Source organism: Achromobacter sp. HZ01 (assembly GCF_003267925.1).
GTDB classification, from domain to species: domain Bacteria; phylum Pseudomonadota; class Gammaproteobacteria; order Burkholderiales; family Burkholderiaceae_B; genus Achromobacter; species Achromobacter pulmonis_A.
Genome location: NZ_LWKV01000004.1, coordinates 236,382 through 252,888, shown reverse-complemented (window position 1 = coordinate 252,888; position 16,507 = coordinate 236,382). Strand labels below are relative to the sequence as shown.

Here is a 16,507-nt window from a genome sequence, read left to right as displayed (position 1 = left end):
GTCCGCCATGCTGAAGTTCGCCGCCAATCTCTCGATGCTGTATCCGGAACTCGCGTTCCTGGACCGCTATGAGGCCGCCGCGGCCGACGGCTTCGCGGGGGTGGAATGCATGTTCCCGTACGAGGCGCCGGCCGCGCTGGTGCGCGAACGCATCGACGCGGCCGGCGTCGCCCAGGTGCTGTTCAACGCGCCGCCGGGCGTGGCCGGGCGCGGCGAGCGCGGCCTGGCCGCCTTGCCCGGACGCCGGGACGAGTTCCAGGCCGGGATCGAGCTGGCCCTGTCCTACGCCACGACGCTGGCCTGCCCCAACGTGCACGTGATGGCGGGCCTGGCGCCGCAGGGCGCATCGCGCGAGGCCATGCTGGACTGCTATCGGGAGAACCTGGACTGGGCCGCGCGCCAGGCGCGTTCGGCCGGCGTCAACGTGCTGATCGAACCCATCAACACGCGCGACATCCCCGGCTATTTCCTGAACCGCCAGGAAGACGCGCACGCCGTGGTCCAGGCCGTCAACGCGACCAACCTGAAAGTGCAGATGGACCTCTACCACTGCCAGATCGTCGAAGGCGACGTCACCGCCCGGCTGCGCCAGTACCTGCCCACCGGGCGGGTCGGCCATCTGCAGATCGCCGGCGTGCCGCTGCGCCAGGAGCCGGACCGCGGCGAACTGGACTACGGCTGGGTGTTCGGGGTGCTGCGCGAGCTGGGCTACGACGGCTGGATCGGCTGCGAATACCGCCCGGCCGGCGCCACGTCCTCCGGCCTGCGCTGGCTGGCGGCCGCGCGCGCCTGACGCGCGCGGCGCGGCATGCGTAACAGGCGGCGCAAGGTGTAACGGCGGCGTGCGCGCCGGCGGCGCAAGCGTACGATGAAGCCATGTCGATCCTGCCCGGCGCGCCCGGGCGAGGAGCCTATCATGTCTCTGATCGTAGCTGCCCGCTTCGAGGGCTTCGAAGCGGCCCAGGCCGCGGCCGCGCGCCTGTCCGCCAACGGTTTCCCAGACTGGGACGTCAACATCTTCTACGTCAATCCGGCCGGCGAGCATGGCCGCTATCCGCTGGGCGGCGACCGCCGTTCGGACCCGGACGCGGGCCGCGCCGACATGGGCGCCTTTCTGGGCGCCGGCGGCATGGGGGCGGGGTTCGCGGTGTTCGGCGGCTTCGTGATGTCGGAGCTGAGCGACTCCACGCCGCTGATCCTGGCGGCCGCGGGCGTGGGCGCCTATCTCGGCTCGCTTTTCGGCGCGCTGTGGGTGACCGGCCACGGCAGCACCCAGCACGGCTATTTCAATCCCGATGCGCACGCCGAGATCCGCCAGGCCGGCGTCATGGTGGCGGTGCGCGCGCGCCCGCAACGTGAGCTGCTGGCCTGCCGCCTGCTGCGCGACGCCGGCGGCGCCGACGTCGAACACGCCAACGGCCGCTGGCGCAATAACCATTGGGAAGACTTCGACCCGCTGCGGCCGCCCCAGCGGGAAGTGGGTTTCGGCTAAGACCCGGTTTGGCGCCGGCGCGCGTTCTGGCGGCGGGCCGTGGCCGCGCAGCCGGCCGAGGCCACGATGATGCCGCCGATGGCCAGCCATTGCGTCTTGTCCAGGTGCTCGTTGAGCACCACCACGCCGGCCAGCGCGCCCATGGCCGGCTCCATGCTGAGCAGCACGCCGAAGGTCTTTTGCGGCAGGCGCTTGAGCGCCACCATTTCCAGCGAATAGGGCAGGGCGCTGGACAGGATGCCGACGGCGATGCCGGCCAGGATCAGCTTGGGGTCGAGCAGGGCCGCGCCGGCATGCGCGGCGCCGATGGGCAGCGCCACCAGCGCGGCCGCCGTCAGGCCCAGCGAGGTCGCCTGCCCGCCGTGCACGTTGCCGGCCATCTTGCCGAAGATGATGTACAGCGCCCAGCACACCGCCGCGCCCAGCGCGTAGGCGATGCCGACGGGGTCCAGGTCGTGCACCGACTGGCCCGTGGGAATCAGCAGCACCAGGCCGGCGGCCGCGCAGGCGATCCAGACGAAGTCGATGGCGCGCCGCGACAGCGCCACGGCCAGGGTCAGCGGCCCGGTGAATTCGATGGCGATCGCCACGCCCAGCGGCAGCGTGCGCAGCGCCATGTAGAACAGCAGGTTCAGGCAGGCCAGCGTCACGCCGTACAGCGCGATCTTGCCGGCGTCGCGGCGCGTGAGCGGAAAGCGCCACGGCCGCCAGAACGCCAGCAGGATCAGCGCGCCGATGGCGATGCGGTAGGCGGTGGTGCCCTGCGCACCCACCAGGGGGAAAAGCGACTTGGCGAAGGACGTGCCGATGCACAGCGACGCCATCGCGCCGATCAGCGAGAGGGTGGGCAGCAGGGTGGACGGGGAGGCGTTGCGGCCGGTGTTCAAGGTTGCGGTGGTCATGGAAAAAGGCGGCGCGGGCGGATCAGGGCAGGGTTGCGGTGGTGGAATACAGCACATACAGCGCCAGGGCCAGCATGATGGCTCCCAGCAGGCCTTGCTGCGTGCGCAGGAACCACGGATTGCGGCCGACCCAGCCGCGGATGCGCGAGGCGCCGTAGGCGAAGCCGCTGCCATAGGGCAGGCTGAGCGCCTTCATGGTGATGCCCAGCACCAGCATCTGTATCCAGACCGGCCCGTTTTCCGGACTGGTGAACTGCGGCAGGAAGGCGATCATGAAAAGCAGCACCTTGGGGTTCAGCAGATTGGTCATGAAGCCCTGCCAGAACGCGTCGCGCGCATCGCCCGGGCGCGCCGCCAGCGACACCTCGGCCGAGCGGGCGCAGCGCACGATGGCCTTGACGCCCAGATAGCCCAGGTACAGGCCGCCGGCGGCCTTGATCCCGACGAACAGGGAAGGAAAGGCCCGCAGCACCGAAGCCAGCCCCAGCACCACCGCCGGCACCTGGATGAACCCGGCGGCGACGTTGCCCAGCACGCTGTGGAAGGCGGGCCGGAACCCCTGCGTCATCCCCCGCGTGAGGGTCAGCGCCATGTCGGGGCCGGGCGTGAGCTTGAGCGCCGCGTCGGCGGCGAGAAATAGCAGGAAAAGCTGGAGTGACGGCATGATACGAGGGAGCGGCCCGCCCGCGGCGCGGACGGAGGGCTCCAAGTGTAAGCAAGCCGGCTGATTAATTCCTGCATCCGGAGGCGTCGCAATGAGGTTTCCCGTCGAAATGGGGGCGGATTGCGGCGCGGCTCGGCTTAGAATCGACGGCGGGCCCGTCCCGCCCGCTTTCAACACGTTCCGAGACCTTTATGGAACTAGACGATTTCGATCTCCAGATCCTGCAAAGCCTGCAGGAAGACAACCAGCGCACCAGCCAGGAGGTCGCGCAGCGCGTGAACCTGTCGCCGGCGTCCTGCCTGCGCCGGATGAAGCGGCTGCGCGAGACCGGCGTGGTCATGGGCGACGTGTCCGTGGTCGACCCGGCCGCCGTCGGACGCGGAATCATGATGGTGGTGCTGGTCACGCTGGAGAGCGAGCGCGCCGACAAGCTGGACCATTTCAAGCGCGCCATGCTGGGGGCGTCGGAAATCATGCAATGCCTGTCGGTCACCGGGGACGTCGATTTCGTGCTCACCCTCACCATGCGCGACATGGACGAATACGAGGCCTTCGCCCAGCGCCATTTCTGGGGCAACCCCAACGTCAAGCGCTTCTCCACCCTGGTGGTGATGAACCGGGCCAAATACGGGATGACGGTCCCGATCGGCTGAGGCCGGAACGCGGCGCTCGCTCGCGACATCCAACCCCATATGCAAGCGCGTTTCGCGCCATTCCGGCGCGCCGCCACGCCTGCATCCATCGTCTTGGGGGGTGAAATGAAAGCGATTCAGACTACATGGTTCTGTGCCCTGGTCCTGGCCGGCGCCAGCGCGTTCGCGCACGGCAACGGCCCGACCGACCCGCAGATCGCGGCCATCGTCGTGGTGGCCAACCAGGTGGACGTGGACGCCGGCAAGCTGGCGCAGCAGAAATCCGACGCCAAGGAAGTCCGCGAGTTCGCCGCGCTGATGGTCACCGACCATACGGCGGTGAACAAGTCGGCCGGCGAACTGGTGCAGAAGCTCAAGGTCACGCCCGAGGCCAACCCCACCAGCGCCAGCCTGCAGAAAGGCGGCGACGAGAACCTGGCCAAGCTCAAGGGCCTGAAGGGCGCGGCGTTCGATAAGGCCTACGTCGACCACGAAGTGGCCTATCACGAGGCGGTCATCCAGGCCCTGGACGGCACCCTGATCCCGGGCGCGCACAACGCCGAGCTCAAGGCCCTGCTGGTCCAGGTGCGGCCCGCGTTCATCGCGCACCTGGAGCATGCCCGCCAGTTGCAGAAGAGGCTCGCCGGTGGCTAGGGGGAACCTGCCCGCAGTGTGGCGGCGCGCCGGCGCCGCCGCGCTCTGCGCGGGCCTGCTGGCCGGCGCGCCGGCGCGCGCCGCGGACGGGTCGGCGGCCGAACATGTCGTGACCATGGAAGGCATGCGGTTCGTCCCGGCCACGCTGGCGGTGCGGCGCGGAGACCGGGTGACCTGGGTCAACAAGGACCTGGTGCCGCACACCGCCACCGCGCAGTCGAAGGCCTTCGATTCGGGGGCCATCGCCGCCGGCGCGTCCTGGACCTACACTGTCGACGAGACGGGCAGCATCGCCTATGTCTGCCTGTTCCATCCGACCATGCAGGCGACCCTGGTCGCGCAATGACGAGGCGGAGATTGAACGCATGAACACCGTGGCGGCGCCGGCCGCAGTGCTGGCCGAAGAGAACGACCTGGCGCTCGCGCGCCGCATCGCGGCGGGCGAGGCCGCCGCGTTCGAACTGATGATGCGCCGCCACAACCGGCGGCTGTACCGCCTGGCGCGCGCCACCCTGCGCAACGACGCCGACGCCGAAGAGGCCTTGCAGGAAGCGTACCTGGCCGCGTACCGCTCGATCGCGCGGTTCCGCGGCGACGCCTCGCTTTTCACCTGGCTGTCGCGGCTGGTTCTGAACGAGTGCTATGGCCGCCTGCGCAAGCGCGGACGCCGCGAGGCGCTGTGCCCCATGGCCGACGACATCGAAGACGAGGCTGACGCGATGACGATCAACGACTTCGATCCGCCCTACCACGCGGCGGCGCGCGCGCAACTGCGCGCCTTGCTGGAGGCGCGCCTGGACGCGCTGCCGGTCGCGTACCGGACCGTGTTCGTGCTGCGCGCCGTCGAGGAACTGTCCGTGGAGGAAACGGCGCGCAGCCTGGGCATTCCCGAGGCCACCGTGCGCAGCCGCCACTTCCGCGCCAACGCGCTGCTGCGCGAAGCGCTGTCGCACGATATCGACGCCACCGAAAAAAGCCTGTTCGAGTTCGACGGCGACGACTGCGACCGGCTGGTGGCAGCCACGCTGGCGCGCTTGCGCGCGTAAGCGGCGGCCGTTTTTTACCTGGCGCCGCGCAGCCGCAGCGCGTTGAAGATCACCGAGGCCGAACTCAGGCTCATGGCCAGCGCCGCGAGCATCGGCGACAGCAGCCATCCCGTGAACGGGTAGAGCAGGCCCGCCGCTATCGGCACGCCGATGCCGTTGTAGACGAAGGCGAACATCAGGTTCTGCCGCATGTTGCGCACGGTGTCGATGGAAATCTGGCGCGACACCGCGATGCCGCGCAGATCGCCCTTGATCAGCGTGACCTGACCGCTGTTCATGGCCACGTCGGTGCCCGTGCCCATGGCCACGCCGACGTCGGCGCGCGCCAGCGCCGGGGCGTCGTTGATGCCGTCGCCGGCCATCGCCACCACGTGGCCGTCCTGCTGCAGCTTTTCCACCAGGGCCAGCTTGTCCGACGGCTTGACCTCGCCATGCACCTCGTCGATGCCTAGCGCCGCGCCGACCGCCTGTGCGGTGGTCAGCCCGTCGCCGGTGGCCATCACGATGCGCAGGCCGCTGTCGTGCAGGCTCTGGATGGCCTCATGGGTGCTGGGCTTGATCGGGTCGGTCACGGCCAGGATGCCGGCGAAGCGTCCGTCCACCGCCAAGTGCATGATGCTGGCCCCTTCGCCGCGCAGGCGTTCGCCGTCGGCCTGGAGCGCGGCCACCGGCACGCCTTCCTGTTCCATCAGCGCCGTGTTGCCGAGCGCCAGGCGCCTGCCTTGCACCGTGCCGCGCACGCCGATGCCGCTGGCGGAGTCGAAATCCGCCGCCGGGGCCAGCGCCAGGCCCTGCTCGCGCGCCGCGCTGACGATGGCGTCGGCCAGCGGGTGTTCGCTGCCCTGGTCCAGGCTGGCCGCCAGCCGCAGCACCTCCTCCGGCGTATAGCCCTGCGCCGCGATCGCGACATCGAAAGCCGGCCGGCCTTCGGTCAGCGTGCCGGTCTTGTCCACGATCAGCGTGTCCACCTCGCGCATCTTCTCGATTGCGCCGGCGTCGCGAAACAGCACGCCCTGCGTGGCCGCGCGCCCGGTGGCCACCATCACCGACATGGGCGTGGCCAGCCCCAGCGCGCAAGGGCAGGCGATGATCAGCACCGCCACGGCGTTGATCAGGCCGAACACCCAGCTCGGCTCCGGCCCGAACAGGCCCCAGGCCAGCAGCGTGGCCAGCGCCACCAGCACCACCAGCACCACGAACTTGCCGGCCACCACGTCGGCCATGCGCTGCATCGGCGCCTTGGAGCGCTGGGCGGACGCGACCATCTGCACGATCTGGGCCAGCATGGTGGCCGAACCCACTTTCTCCGAGCGCATCACCAGCGTGCCGCTGGTGTTCAGCGTGGCCCCGATCAGCGCGTCGCCGGCGCGCTTGCTGACCGGAATCGGCTCGCCGGTCAGCATGGACTCGTCCACCGCGCTGCCGCCCTCGGTGACGACGCCGTCCACCGGAATCTTCTCGCCCGGACGCACCCGCAGCAGGTCGCCCACGTGCACGTGCGCAAGCGGCACGTCCTCTTCGCTGCCGTCGGCGTTGATGCGCCGCGCCGTCTTGGGCGCCAGGCCCAGCAGCGACTTGATCGCCGCCGAGGTCTGCGAACGGGCCTTCAGTTCCAGGATCTGCCCCAGCATGGTCAGCGAAATAATCACCACCGCGGCCTCGAAATACACCGCCACCCGGCCCATGGACATGAACGAATCGGGGAAAACGCCGGGCGCCAGCGTGGCGACGACGCTATAGACAAAGGCCGCCGCCGTGCCCAGGCCGATCAGCGTCCACATATTCGGGCTGCGCCGCGCGATCGACTGCCAGGCCCGCACGAAGAACGGCCAGCCCGTCCACAGCACCACCGGCAAGGAGAGCACCAGTTCCAGCCAGGACTGCGTCGCCATGTCGAACCAGCCCAGCCGGTGGCCGAACATCGCCAGCACCGTGACCGCCACCGTCAGCGGCAGCGTCCACCAGAAGCGCCGCTGGAAATCCCGCAGCTCGCCATCGTCCTCCGCCTCCAGCGGAATCAGCGGCTCCAGCGTCATGCCGCACTTGGGACAGTTGCCCGGATGATCCTGGCGGATCTCCGGATGCATGGGACAGGTGTAGATCGTGCCGGGCGGCGTCTCGGCCGGCGCCGGCGCTGGAGGCGTCGCCTGGTGGTGCGCGCTGTGCTGGGGGGAGTGCTGCGAATGATGCCGATGGTCCATGCCTATCCCTCGAGTCCCGGAGCGGTGCCGCTCCCTGATTACGCAGAATTTCCAGTGTGACGGCGCGATGATGGCGCGGGGGTTACGTGGGGATTACTTTTTTGTAATCTTTTCCGAGGGCGTCGCATGGACATATTGCGCTAAAGCAGCGTACGACAGGGCGAGCCTGCGGACAGTTCTGTCGGCGCCATTCGCAATTCGCGAATAGCGAATGTGCGGAATCGGCGGAACTGTAGAGTTGCCCCGATGTCAGAAACTGGTATAGTTATTCTGATATCAAAGGCGCCCATGCACACGCTGCCCGAAACCATCCTGCGACACGCTCAATCCCTGCCCGAGGGAGGCGTCCTCTCGCCCAAGGAATTCCTGCACCTGGGGAGCAGGCCTGCGGTGGATCAGGCGTTTTCGCGGCTGACCAAGGCCGGAAAGTTGCTGCGTGTGGCACGCGGGCTCTACGCGACGCCGGTCGCAGGGCGGTTCGGCTCACGGGCGCCCGCGCCCGAGAAGGTTGTCCAGGCGCTAGCCGATCAAAGCGGAGAAATTGTCGTGCCGCATGGCGCCAGCGCGGCCAACGCGCTGGGCCTGACGCAGCAAGTGCCGATACGCGAGGTGTATCTGACTTCAGGTCGGACCCGCAAGCTCCGGCTCGGGCGCTCGGAAGTACTGGTGAAGCACGCGCCACGCTGGATGCTGGCGTTAGGCGCGCGCCCTGCCGGCGCGGCCGTGCGCGCGCTGGCCTGGATCGGGCCCATGCATGCCGGCGAGTCGGTGGTTTCGTTGCATCGCACCTTGCCCGATGGCGAATGGCAGTTGCTGGCTTCTGCGCGCGCGACGCTGCCAGGCTGGATGGCGAAAGCCATTGGCCAGGAAGCCGTACGTGGCTGATTCCTTCTTCAGTCTGAGCAAGGCGGAACAGCGGGAAGCCCTGGAATTTGGACGCGCCGAAAGTGGTCGCCCTACCCATTTGTTCGAAAAAGACATATGGGTGGTGTGGACGTTGCGCACGCTGTTCGCCTCGCCATTGGCGGCCGATCTGACGTTCAAGGGCGGCACCTCATTATCCAAGGTCTACAAAGTCATCGACCGCTTTTCCGAAGACGTCGACCTGACTTATGACATCCGCAAGTTGATTCCCGATCTGATTGGTGCGGGAAGCGAGTTGCCGGGCAGCCGTAGTCAGGCAAGCAAGTGGACACAGGCAGTCCGGCATCGGCTACCGGACTGGATCACGCAGGCGGTGCAACCTGTGCTTCAGGCGGCCTTGGCCAATGAGCGACTGGACGTCCAGCTAGAACTTGGTGGACAAGACCGCGACAAGCTGTTCCTGCGCTATCCTGCCTTGACGCAAGGCACAGGCTATGTGGCGCCCGTAGTTACGCTGGAATTTGGCGGGCGCGCCACTGGCGAGCCGCATCAGGCATGCGCGGTGACCTGCGACATTGCGGAGCATTTGACCGAGGTCTCGTTTCCGGCTGCTACGCCGCTAGTCATGAGTGTCGCCCGCACGTTTTGGGAGAAGGCCACCGCGGCCCATGTGTTTTGCGCGCAAGGTCGCATCCGTGGCGAGCGCTACGCGCGGCATTGGCATGACTTGGCTGCGATTTCCCGAAGCCCGGCCTTTTCGGCCGTCGTGGGCGATCAGGCGGTGGCCGAGGTCGTCGCTCGTCACAAATCGTGTTTCTTCATTGAGAAGGATGCCTTCGGCATGGCGATCGACTACATGGCGGCGGCTACAGGGAATTTGAAAATCGTTCCCGAAGGCAAAGCCCTGGAGGCGCTGGCCAAGGACTACGAGGCCATGTTGGCGGATGACTTGATGGTGGGAGATGCCATGCACTTCGATGCGCTGATGGACGCTTGCGCAGAACTCGAAGTCACGATGAACGGCGTTGCGCGGCGACAGAAAAAATAAAGAACTGTGCCGGGAAGCCGTGCGCGCTGCCAAATGTATTGGTGGCCTGGGGCGGAATCGAACCACCGACACAAGGATTTTCAATCCTCTGCTCTACCGACTGAGCTACCAGGCCAACGAAGTCCGCAACTATACACAAAATCCGCCTCAGGCGGGGCCGGGCGGCTGTTCGGGTCCGGAAGCGGGATGGCGGGCCTGGGCCAGCGTGGCGCCGGCGGCCTCGGAGATGCTGCGCAGGTGCAGGTCGGTCTGGGGGTAGGGGATCTCGATGCCGGCCTGGGTCAGCGCGGCGTACATGCGCGACAGCAGGTCGCTGCGCACCACCAGGGAACGGTCGAAGTCGGGCGTCCAGGCGCGCAGGCTGAAGTCCAGGGTGCTCTGGCCGAAGCCCATGAAGAGCGCCAGCGGCGCCGGCTGCACCGAGACGCCGGGCGTGGCGCGGGCGGCCTCGGTGAGCAGTTCGAGGGCGCGGGCGGGGTCCGTGCCGTAGGCCAGGCCCAGGTTGATGTCGATGCGGCGGTTGCGGTCCAGCATGGTCCAGTTGGTCAGCTTTTCCGAGAGCAGGGTGCCGTTGGGCACCACCACGTCGGCGCCGTCGAAGGTCCGAATGCGGGTGGCGCGCATGCCGATGTCGCGCACTTCGCCCGAGGTGCCGCCGATGTCCACGGCGTCGCCCGGCTGGATGGGGCGCTCGAACATCAGGATCAGGCCCGAGACGAAGTTGTTGACCACGTTCTGCAGGCCGAAGCCGATGCCCACGCCCAGGGCGCCGAGCACGATGGCGAGCTGGCTGGCCTTGACGCCGGCCGCCGACAGCGCCACCGCCAGGCCCAGCAGCAACACCGAGTAATAGCTCAGCGAGGCCACGCTGTTGCCCACCCCGCGCGGCAGCGGCATGCGGTTGAGCAGTTCGTCGTGCAGCAGCAGGCGCACCGTGCGCGCGGCCCAGAACGCGATCAGCACCGAGACGACGAACACCAGGATATTGCCCAGGCTGATCGTGATATTGCCGACCGCCAGCGTGTACGACAGCGTTTGCGTCACGATGCCGTAGACCGCGCGCAGGATGCGGAAGCGGTCCATCGTGTAGACGGCCCAGCCGATGACCGCGCCGACCGTCACCAGCCGGATCAGGAGCTGCACCAGGGGCGGGGCGTGCTCGCGCGCGATCCGGAAGCGCGACACGCCTGGGCGGGCCAGCAGCAATTGCAGCAGCGTGACGATGATGGTGACGCCGGCATACAGCATCAGGCCGAAATAGCCGCTGCTGACCACCGCGCTGGTCAGCATCTCGGCCAGCGACAGGTTGCCGACGATGTTGGCGATCGCGGAAATGGCCAGCAGCGCCGTGGCGCCCCAGGCGATGGCGTGCAAGGCCTTGCGCAGGCGGCCCGGGGCCTGGGCGTCGGGGGCGCGGCGCGCGCGCGCCAGCAGCCAGAGCGAGGCCGCCAGCGCCAGCAGGGTCAGCACCAGGCTGTGGAGCCGATACCAGGTCTCGCTGACCAGGAACAGCACGCCCAGCCGTTCGATCAGGTACAGGCCGGTAATGGCGTAGGGCCACAGGCCGAGCTGCTGGCGCGTGGCCGGCGGCAGCAGCCGCAGCACCGGCACCACCGCCAGCAGCAGCGCCACCTGCTGGACGATGAGCGGCGCGTCCGCCTCCAGCAGCAGCACGCCCATCATGGCCAGCAGCAGCCATGCGGACAGCGGGCGGCCCAGCACCCGGGCGGCCGTTACGCTCATCTCCTGCGCGCGGATCGCGGCGCGGCTGCGCCACGCCAGCCAGAGCAGCAACGGCAGCAGCACGGCCTGCAGCACATGCAGGGCGAGCTGGTTGCTGGTGTCGGCCGCGGCGTACTCGCGCGCGAAGCGCAGTTCCAGTTCCAGGCCGGTGCGCAGCAGCGCCAGCGCCTGGCCGGGGGCCACAGGCTGGTCGGCGACGCGCCATAGCGGCGCGGCGTCGAGCTGCAGCAGGCGCGCGTCGATATCGTCGATGGCGCTGGCGACTTCGCGCTGTCCCGCCATGATCCGGCTTTCGACGGCGGCGCCGCGCTGGCTCAGCGCAATCTGGCGGGCCAGCGGGCCGGACAGCGCGGCTTCGGCCTGCGCCAGTTGCGCGATGACCGCGTCCACGCTGGTCATCAGCGCCGGCGGCAGGCGCGCCGCGCCGGGCGAATTGCGGATGGCCTGCCAGGCGTCGCTGCGCCGCGCCAGCTCGGCGGCCTCGGCCGCGTATGCCGCGGTCGCGCGCTGCATATCGGCCTGCCAGCGATCGAAGCGGCGGGCATCGAACATCCAATGCCGTTCCAGGCTTTCCAGCCGCATCACGGGCAGGGTGCGCAGCTGGGCGGGCTGGAACTGGTGGAGTTTCTCGTCGCTGGAGCGGGCGATCGCCTCGAGGCGGGGCGCGAGCCTGTCGGCGGGATCGCTGGCCGTGACGTTCTCGATCACGCCTTCGGCATAGCGGTGATCGGTATCGGCGCGCAAGGGAATGTCCGCCACCTGGATCGCCGCGGCGGAAGCGGGCGCCGGCTGGGCGGCCGGCGCGGGCTTGTCCTGCCCGTAAGCGCAGCCCAGGGCCGCCATCCACAATGCGATCAGGCTGAAAAGCGTCTTGGCATAGGCGCGCATGTCGCGGTTCCGGGGGATGAGAGCGGTCGAGGAGAACGGCGGGGCCGCGCAAGGCGCAGGCGCCTCTTACGATATCCCGGAAGCGTCAGTAAGGGGAGGGGGCGCTGCTATTCAGATCTGGTCGCCCAAGTCCAGACCTTGCTGGCCGTCCAGCCGGAAAGCGCCGGGGTCGTAGCCAGCCGACAACAGGATGGTGCGTACCTGGCAAGCCCCGGTATCGCGTAGCCGCTTGCAATACTTATGCAGGGACGAGGCGTCCTCCGTCAGGAGGAACGGGATGCGTTCGTGGCAGGCTTGGGCGATCAGTTTTATGTCGTCGCGCGCCACGGGGCGGGTAGTCTTGTCGTCGCGTGGACCCAGCGCGTTCCATAGTTGGGCGGCACGTTGCCCATGTGGGATGTTGAACGGCAAGTGGCGGAACTTTGGCAGGGGCAAGTCGGTGATCGGCTGCTTGACGCCGAACTCCGCGGCAACGATGGCAGAAAAGTACATCGGCATCGATTCGTCGAGCATCTGCCGGAAGTACTTGGTGGCGGTTTGATGGTTGGGTCGTCTGGCGTCGACCAGGGATATCAGGTAGCTGGTGTCCAGCAGCACTTCCACCGTCATACGCCCTCGCCGCGCAGCGACTCGACCCATTGGGCCGCATCGGGTACGTCGGCCCATGCCGCAGTGCCTTTACGCACCATCTGCTGGAATTCGTCCTCGTCATAGGCCGGGTGGTGCGCCTCGAACGAGCGCAGATTCAGGTTGCGCAGCTCGCCGGTACGCAGGTTTTCTTCCGCGGTCACGTGCAGTAACGCTGGTCGGTAGAGGCGATTTTCGCTTTCCTGGGCCAGGAGTTGCTGGGTGGCGGCCACCACCAGGGATTTGCCGTCTTCCAGCACCAGGTGGATGTTTGCCTTGGTCTTGCCGCCCCAGTCGACGACTTTGCCGTGCAGATATTTTTCGACCGTAACCCAGGTGTCGACCGGCCGTCTGAAGTTTGATCGGGCGTTGACCGTCGCCAGGGGGCGGCTGGCCGCATCTTCAAGTCGGTAAATCCGCTGTGGGTTGGTGCGAGCCTGGATTTGCCAGCGCTCGACGACCGCCGCCCGCTTGGGATCGATCGCCTCCTGCGAGGCGAGGTCGGACAATCGGGCCACGTCGGACCATAGCGTCGAGGCGCCCAGTAGCCCGGTCGCCACCAGGACCAGCGATCCTTCGTCTACGGATACCAGCACCTCGGCAGGGTTGACGTCCCGGGACGAGCCCTGCAAAAAATCGCTGACGTCCTTCTGGAATTCGCCCAGAAGGCTCAGAGGGACGTGCTTCGGCCCCACATCAACGCCATTGATGCGGTCGCGCAGAGCGAAACGAAGCGTATTGGCGGGTCCCATAACTGGGATTGTAGAGCCAGTGCCTGGCTAGAGGGGAGTGCCTGCCCCGGTGCGGTGGTCGTAGATGCCAGTTTGGATACCAATCTGGATGCCACCCGAAAAATGCGAAGGGCCAGAAAACGGCGCAAATCGAAAAGGCATAAAAAATCCCCGCGCAAGGCGGGGATTTTGGAATTCTGGTGGCCTGGGGCGGAATCGAACCACCGACACAAGGATTTTCAATCCTCTGCTCTACCGACTGAGCTACCAGGCCAACGAAGTCCGCAACTATACACAATTTTTCGGACTTGTGCCAGCCGGCAGGAAAATCCCTGGATATTGTCCGCCTGGAGGCGCGAATGGCCGGCGGTCCGGGCCGCCGCTGTTGTTTGGCGGAGACGTTGGCCGTTGCTGCGGCCCGCGGAAGCCGCGGGCTGGCCTGGGGATAACCCGCAGGAGTATAATCGCTAGCGGTCTGCCGCAGCGCACGTGCCTGTATCCCCCGCCCGTTGCGACGCTTGTCGGCGGCAGTTCTTAACTTACCCGCGGATGGCCTGGCCGTCCTTCCCTCATGTCGGTAGCAGTCCTTGCCTTCGGTCTGAATCACACGTCCGCGCCGGTTTCGGTCCGCGAACGCGTGTCCATGCCCGTCGATCTGGTGAAGCCCGCGTTGGAAGGGCTGCGTTCGGCGTTCGGCGGTTCGGTGCGCGAAGCCGCGATCCTGTCGACCTGTAACCGGACCGAGATCTATTGCGCGGCCGACGGCCACGTGGCCGATCAACTGCCGGCCTGGCTGGCCGAGCACAACCGCCTGGACGCCGGCACGCTGCGTCCGCACCTGTACCGCCACCACCAGGACGACGCCGTGCGCCATGCTTTCCGCGTGGCCAGCGGGCTGGATTCGATGGTGCTGGGCGAGACCCAGATCGTGGGCCAGATGAAGGACGCGGTGCGCGCCGCCGGCGAGGCCGGCGCCCTGGGCACGCTGCTGCACCAGATGTTCCAGCGCACCTTCTCGGTGGCCAAGGAAGTGCGGTCGCAGACCGCCATCGGCGCGCAGTCGGTGTCCATGGCCGCCGCCGCGGTGCGCCTGGCCGAGCGCGTGTTCGGCAATCTGGACCAGGCCCGCACGCTGTTCATCGGCGCGGGCGAAATGATCGAGCTGTGCGCCACGCACTTCGCCGCGCAGCGTCCGCGCAGCATGGTGGTGGCCAATCGCACCGCCGAGCGCGCCGAAATCCTGGCCAACCGGTTTTCCGCCAGCACGATGAAGCTGTCCGACCTGACGGACCGGCTATCCGAATTCGACGTCATCGTGTCCTGTACTGCGAGCTCCCTGCCCATCCTCGGCCTGGGGATGGTGGAACGGGCCACCCGGCTGCGCCGCCACCGGCCGATGGTCATGATAGACCTGGCCGTGCCGCGCGATATCGAGCCCGAAGTCGGCCGCCTGGACGACGTCTATCTGTATTCGGTGGATGACCTGGGCCGGCTGGTCCAGACCGGCACGGACGCGCGCCGCGCCGCCGTGGTGCAGGCCGAAGCCATCATCGAAACCCGCGTCCAGGGCTTCATGCACTGGATGCAGTCGCGCGAAGTGGTGCCTGTCATCCGCGACCTGCATCAGGCCGCCGAGGACGTCCGCAGCGCCGAGCTGGAGCGCGCCCGCAAGCTGCTGGCGCGGGGCGAATCGCCCGAGGCCGTGCTCGAGCAGCTGGCCCACGGCCTGACGCAGAAATACCTGCACGGCCCGCTGGCGGCCCTGAACCGCAGCGAAGGCGAGGACCGCAAGCAGCTGCTTGCCTGGATGCCGCGCCTGTTCCCCGGCCGCGACTCGCGCCGTTAGCGACGCTGTCCCACGTCCCGCCCTCTCTGGCGGGCGTTCCGTTTCTGGGCGCCCGCTGTCCTGCTTTTCTTTTTGGTCATTCCCCATGAAATCTTCCATGCGCAGCCGGCTGGAGCATCTGTGCCACCGCCTCATCGAGGTCGACGCCATGCTCGCCGAACCGGAAACCGCCTCCGACATGGAGCGCTTCCGCAAGCTCTCGCGCGAACGCGCCGAACTGGAGCCCGTGGTCGAGGCGTTCACCGCCTTCACGCGCACCGAGGAGGACCTGACGGCCGCCCAGGAGATGCTGGCGGACCCGGACCTGAAAGCCATGGCCGAGGACGAACTCAAGTCCGGTCGCGCCAGGCTGGAGGAGCTGGAAGCGGCGCTGCAGGTGCTGCTGCTGCCCCGCGACCCCAACGACGGCCGCAGCGTGTTCCTGGAAATCCGCGCGGGCACGGGCGGCGATGAGAGCGCGCTGTTCTCGGGCGACCTGCTGCGCATGTACACGCGCTACGCCGAGCAGCGCGGCTGGCGCGTGGAGCTGATGTCCGAAAGCCCGTCCGAACTGGGCGGCTACAAGGAAGTGATCGCGCGTATCGACGGTGACGGCGCCTACGGCCGCCTGAAGTTCGAATCCGGCGCGCACCGGGTGCAGCGCGTTCCCGCCACGGAGGCGCAAGGCCGCATCCACACGTCGGCCTGCACCGTGGCGATCATGGCGGAAGCCGACGAGATGTCGGACATCGTCATCAATCCGAACGACCTGCGCATCGACACCTTCCGCGCCAGCGGCGCGGGCGGGCAGCACATCAACAAGACCGATTCGGCCGTGCGCATCACCCACCTGCCTACCGGCCTGGTGGTCGAGTGCCAGGACGACCGCTCGCAGCACCGCAACAAGGACAAGGCCATGCAGGTGCTGGCCGCGCGCCTGAAGGACAAGGAAGTCCGCGAGCGGCAGAGCAAGGAGGCGGCCGAGCGCAAGAGCCTGATCGGCTCGGGCGACCGCTCCGAACGCATCCGCACCTATAACTATCCGCAGGGCCGCGTGACCGACCACCGCATCAACCTGACGCTGTACAAGCTGCAGCAGATCATGGAAGGCGATCTGGAGGAACTGACCGGCGCGCTGATCGCCGAACACCAGGCCGAGCAGCTGGCGGCGCTGGGCGACGATCTCTGAC

Annotated in this window: 16 protein-coding genes and 2 tRNA genes; 10 read left to right on the top strand and 8 right to left on the bottom strand. The window is 67.8% G+C overall.

The annotated features are described in order from the left end of the window. Positions 1 to 7: 7 nt before the first annotated feature. On the top strand, positions 8 to 793 hold the full coding sequence (gene otnI, locus A6B37_RS20770; RefSeq protein WP_111826798.1) for a 2-oxo-tetronate isomerase: 786 nt from the start codon (positions 8 to 10) through the stop codon (positions 791 to 793). A 123-nt stretch (positions 794 to 916) separates the two neighbouring features. Then, positions 917 to 1,492 (top strand): hypothetical protein, encoded by a 576-nt coding sequence (locus A6B37_RS20765; RefSeq protein ID WP_111826797.1) that lies wholly within the window; start codon positions 917 to 919, stop codon positions 1,490 to 1,492. On the opposite strand, the gene A6B37_RS20760 is transcribed toward A6B37_RS20765, so the two are convergent. Both A6B37_RS20760 and A6B37_RS20755 read right to left on the bottom strand, forming a co-directional pair. Further along, positions 1,489 to 2,394, bottom strand: a complete 906-nt coding sequence (locus A6B37_RS20760) for a DMT family transporter (protein WP_102775349.1) — start codon at positions 2,392 to 2,394, stop codon at positions 1,489 to 1,491. The two genes, A6B37_RS20765 and A6B37_RS20760, sit on opposite strands and share 4 nt — an antisense overlap. Before the next feature lie 22 nt (positions 2,395 to 2,416). Further along, positions 2,417 to 3,058: a LysE family translocator gene (locus A6B37_RS20755; protein ID WP_102775385.1), complete on the bottom strand. Its 642-nt coding sequence runs from the start codon at positions 3,056 to 3,058 to the stop codon at positions 2,417 to 2,419. Between the two features lie 191 nt (positions 3,059 to 3,249). On the opposite strand from A6B37_RS20755, the gene A6B37_RS20750 reads away from it, so the two are divergent. The 4 genes from A6B37_RS20750 to A6B37_RS20735 all read left to right on the top strand — a co-directional run bounded on the left by A6B37_RS20750 (position 3,250) and on the right by A6B37_RS20735 (position 5,390). Next, a complete protein-coding gene (locus A6B37_RS20750) occupies positions 3,250 to 3,711 on the top strand; it encodes an Lrp/AsnC family transcriptional regulator (RefSeq protein WP_111826796.1) in 462 nt (153 codons plus the stop codon). 105 nt (positions 3,712 to 3,816) lie between these two features. Continuing rightward, a complete protein-coding gene (locus tag A6B37_RS20745; protein WP_102775351.1) occupies positions 3,817 to 4,344 on the top strand; it encodes a DUF4142 domain-containing protein in 528 nt (175 codons plus the stop codon). Continuing rightward, complete coding sequence (locus A6B37_RS26250) at positions 4,337 to 4,690, top strand: cupredoxin family copper-binding protein (protein ID WP_246842531.1); 354 nt, start codon at positions 4,337 to 4,339, stop codon at positions 4,688 to 4,690. Before A6B37_RS20745 ends, A6B37_RS26250 begins: the two co-directional genes overlap by 8 nt. Positions 4,691 to 4,709: 19 nt before the next feature. Next, positions 4,710 to 5,390 (top strand): RNA polymerase sigma factor, encoded by a 681-nt coding sequence (locus A6B37_RS20735; RefSeq protein WP_111826795.1) that lies wholly within the window; start codon positions 4,710 to 4,712, stop codon positions 5,388 to 5,390. A gap of 14 nt (positions 5,391 to 5,404) precedes the next feature. Here A6B37_RS20735 and A6B37_RS20730 read toward each other — a convergent pair whose 3' ends face one another. Further along, positions 5,405 to 7,477, bottom strand: a complete 2,073-nt coding sequence (locus A6B37_RS20730) for a copper-translocating P-type ATPase (RefSeq protein ID WP_111826794.1) — start codon at positions 7,475 to 7,477, stop codon at positions 5,405 to 5,407. A 402-nt stretch (positions 7,478 to 7,879) separates the two neighbouring features. Here A6B37_RS20730 and A6B37_RS20725 point away from each other — a divergent pair, with 402 nt between their 5' ends. Both A6B37_RS20725 and A6B37_RS20720 read left to right on the top strand, forming a co-directional pair. Beyond that, the gene (locus A6B37_RS20725; protein ID WP_111826793.1) at positions 7,880 to 8,476 is read left to right on the top strand and encodes a DUF6088 family protein; all 597 of its coding nucleotides are present in this window, start codon (positions 7,880 to 7,882) and stop codon (positions 8,474 to 8,476) included. Then, positions 8,469 to 9,503, top strand: coding sequence for a nucleotidyl transferase AbiEii/AbiGii toxin family protein (locus tag A6B37_RS20720; RefSeq protein WP_111826970.1), 1,035 nt, complete (start codon positions 8,469 to 8,471; stop codon positions 9,501 to 9,503). The genes A6B37_RS20725 and A6B37_RS20720 overlap by 8 nt, the downstream gene beginning before the upstream one ends. Positions 9,504 to 9,542: 39 nt before the next feature. Here A6B37_RS20720 and A6B37_RS20715 read toward each other — a convergent pair. The 5 genes from A6B37_RS20715 to A6B37_RS20695 all read right to left on the bottom strand — a co-directional run bounded on the left by A6B37_RS20715 (position 9,543) and on the right by A6B37_RS20695 (position 13,766). Further along, a tRNA-Phe gene (locus A6B37_RS20715) sits at positions 9,543 to 9,618 on the bottom strand. Between the two features lie 32 nt (positions 9,619 to 9,650). Then, positions 9,651 to 12,134: a mechanosensitive ion channel domain-containing protein gene (locus A6B37_RS20710; protein WP_111826792.1), complete on the bottom strand. Its 2,484-nt coding sequence runs from the start codon at positions 12,132 to 12,134 to the stop codon at positions 9,651 to 9,653. 111 nt (positions 12,135 to 12,245) lie between these two features. Continuing rightward, positions 12,246 to 12,743: a PIN domain-containing protein gene (locus A6B37_RS20705; RefSeq protein ID WP_102775356.1), complete on the bottom strand. Its 498-nt coding sequence runs from the start codon at positions 12,741 to 12,743 to the stop codon at positions 12,246 to 12,248. Continuing rightward, positions 12,740 to 13,513 (bottom strand): hypothetical protein, encoded by a 774-nt coding sequence (locus A6B37_RS20700; RefSeq protein WP_111826791.1) that lies wholly within the window; start codon positions 13,511 to 13,513, stop codon positions 12,740 to 12,742. The genes A6B37_RS20705 and A6B37_RS20700 overlap by 4 nt, the downstream gene beginning before the upstream one ends. Positions 13,514 to 13,690: 177 nt before the next feature. Further along, positions 13,691 to 13,766: transfer RNA gene (locus tag A6B37_RS20695), tRNA-Phe, on the bottom strand. A 297-nt stretch (positions 13,767 to 14,063) separates the two neighbouring features. On the opposite strand from A6B37_RS20695, the gene hemA reads away from it, so the two are divergent. Together hemA and prfA are read left to right on the top strand one after the other, a co-directional pair. Continuing rightward, positions 14,064 to 15,338 carry a glutamyl-tRNA reductase gene (gene hemA / locus A6B37_RS20690; RefSeq protein ID WP_102775665.1) on the top strand — a complete coding sequence of 425 codons (1,275 nt, stop codon included), beginning with the start codon at positions 14,064 to 14,066 and terminating at the stop codon, positions 15,336 to 15,338. An 85-nt stretch (positions 15,339 to 15,423) separates the two neighbouring features. After that, on the top strand, positions 15,424 to 16,506 hold the full coding sequence (gene prfA / locus A6B37_RS20685; protein ID WP_111826790.1) for a peptide chain release factor 1: 1,083 nt from the start codon (positions 15,424 to 15,426) through the stop codon (positions 16,504 to 16,506). The last annotated feature ends 1 nt before the right edge of the window (position 16,507 follow it).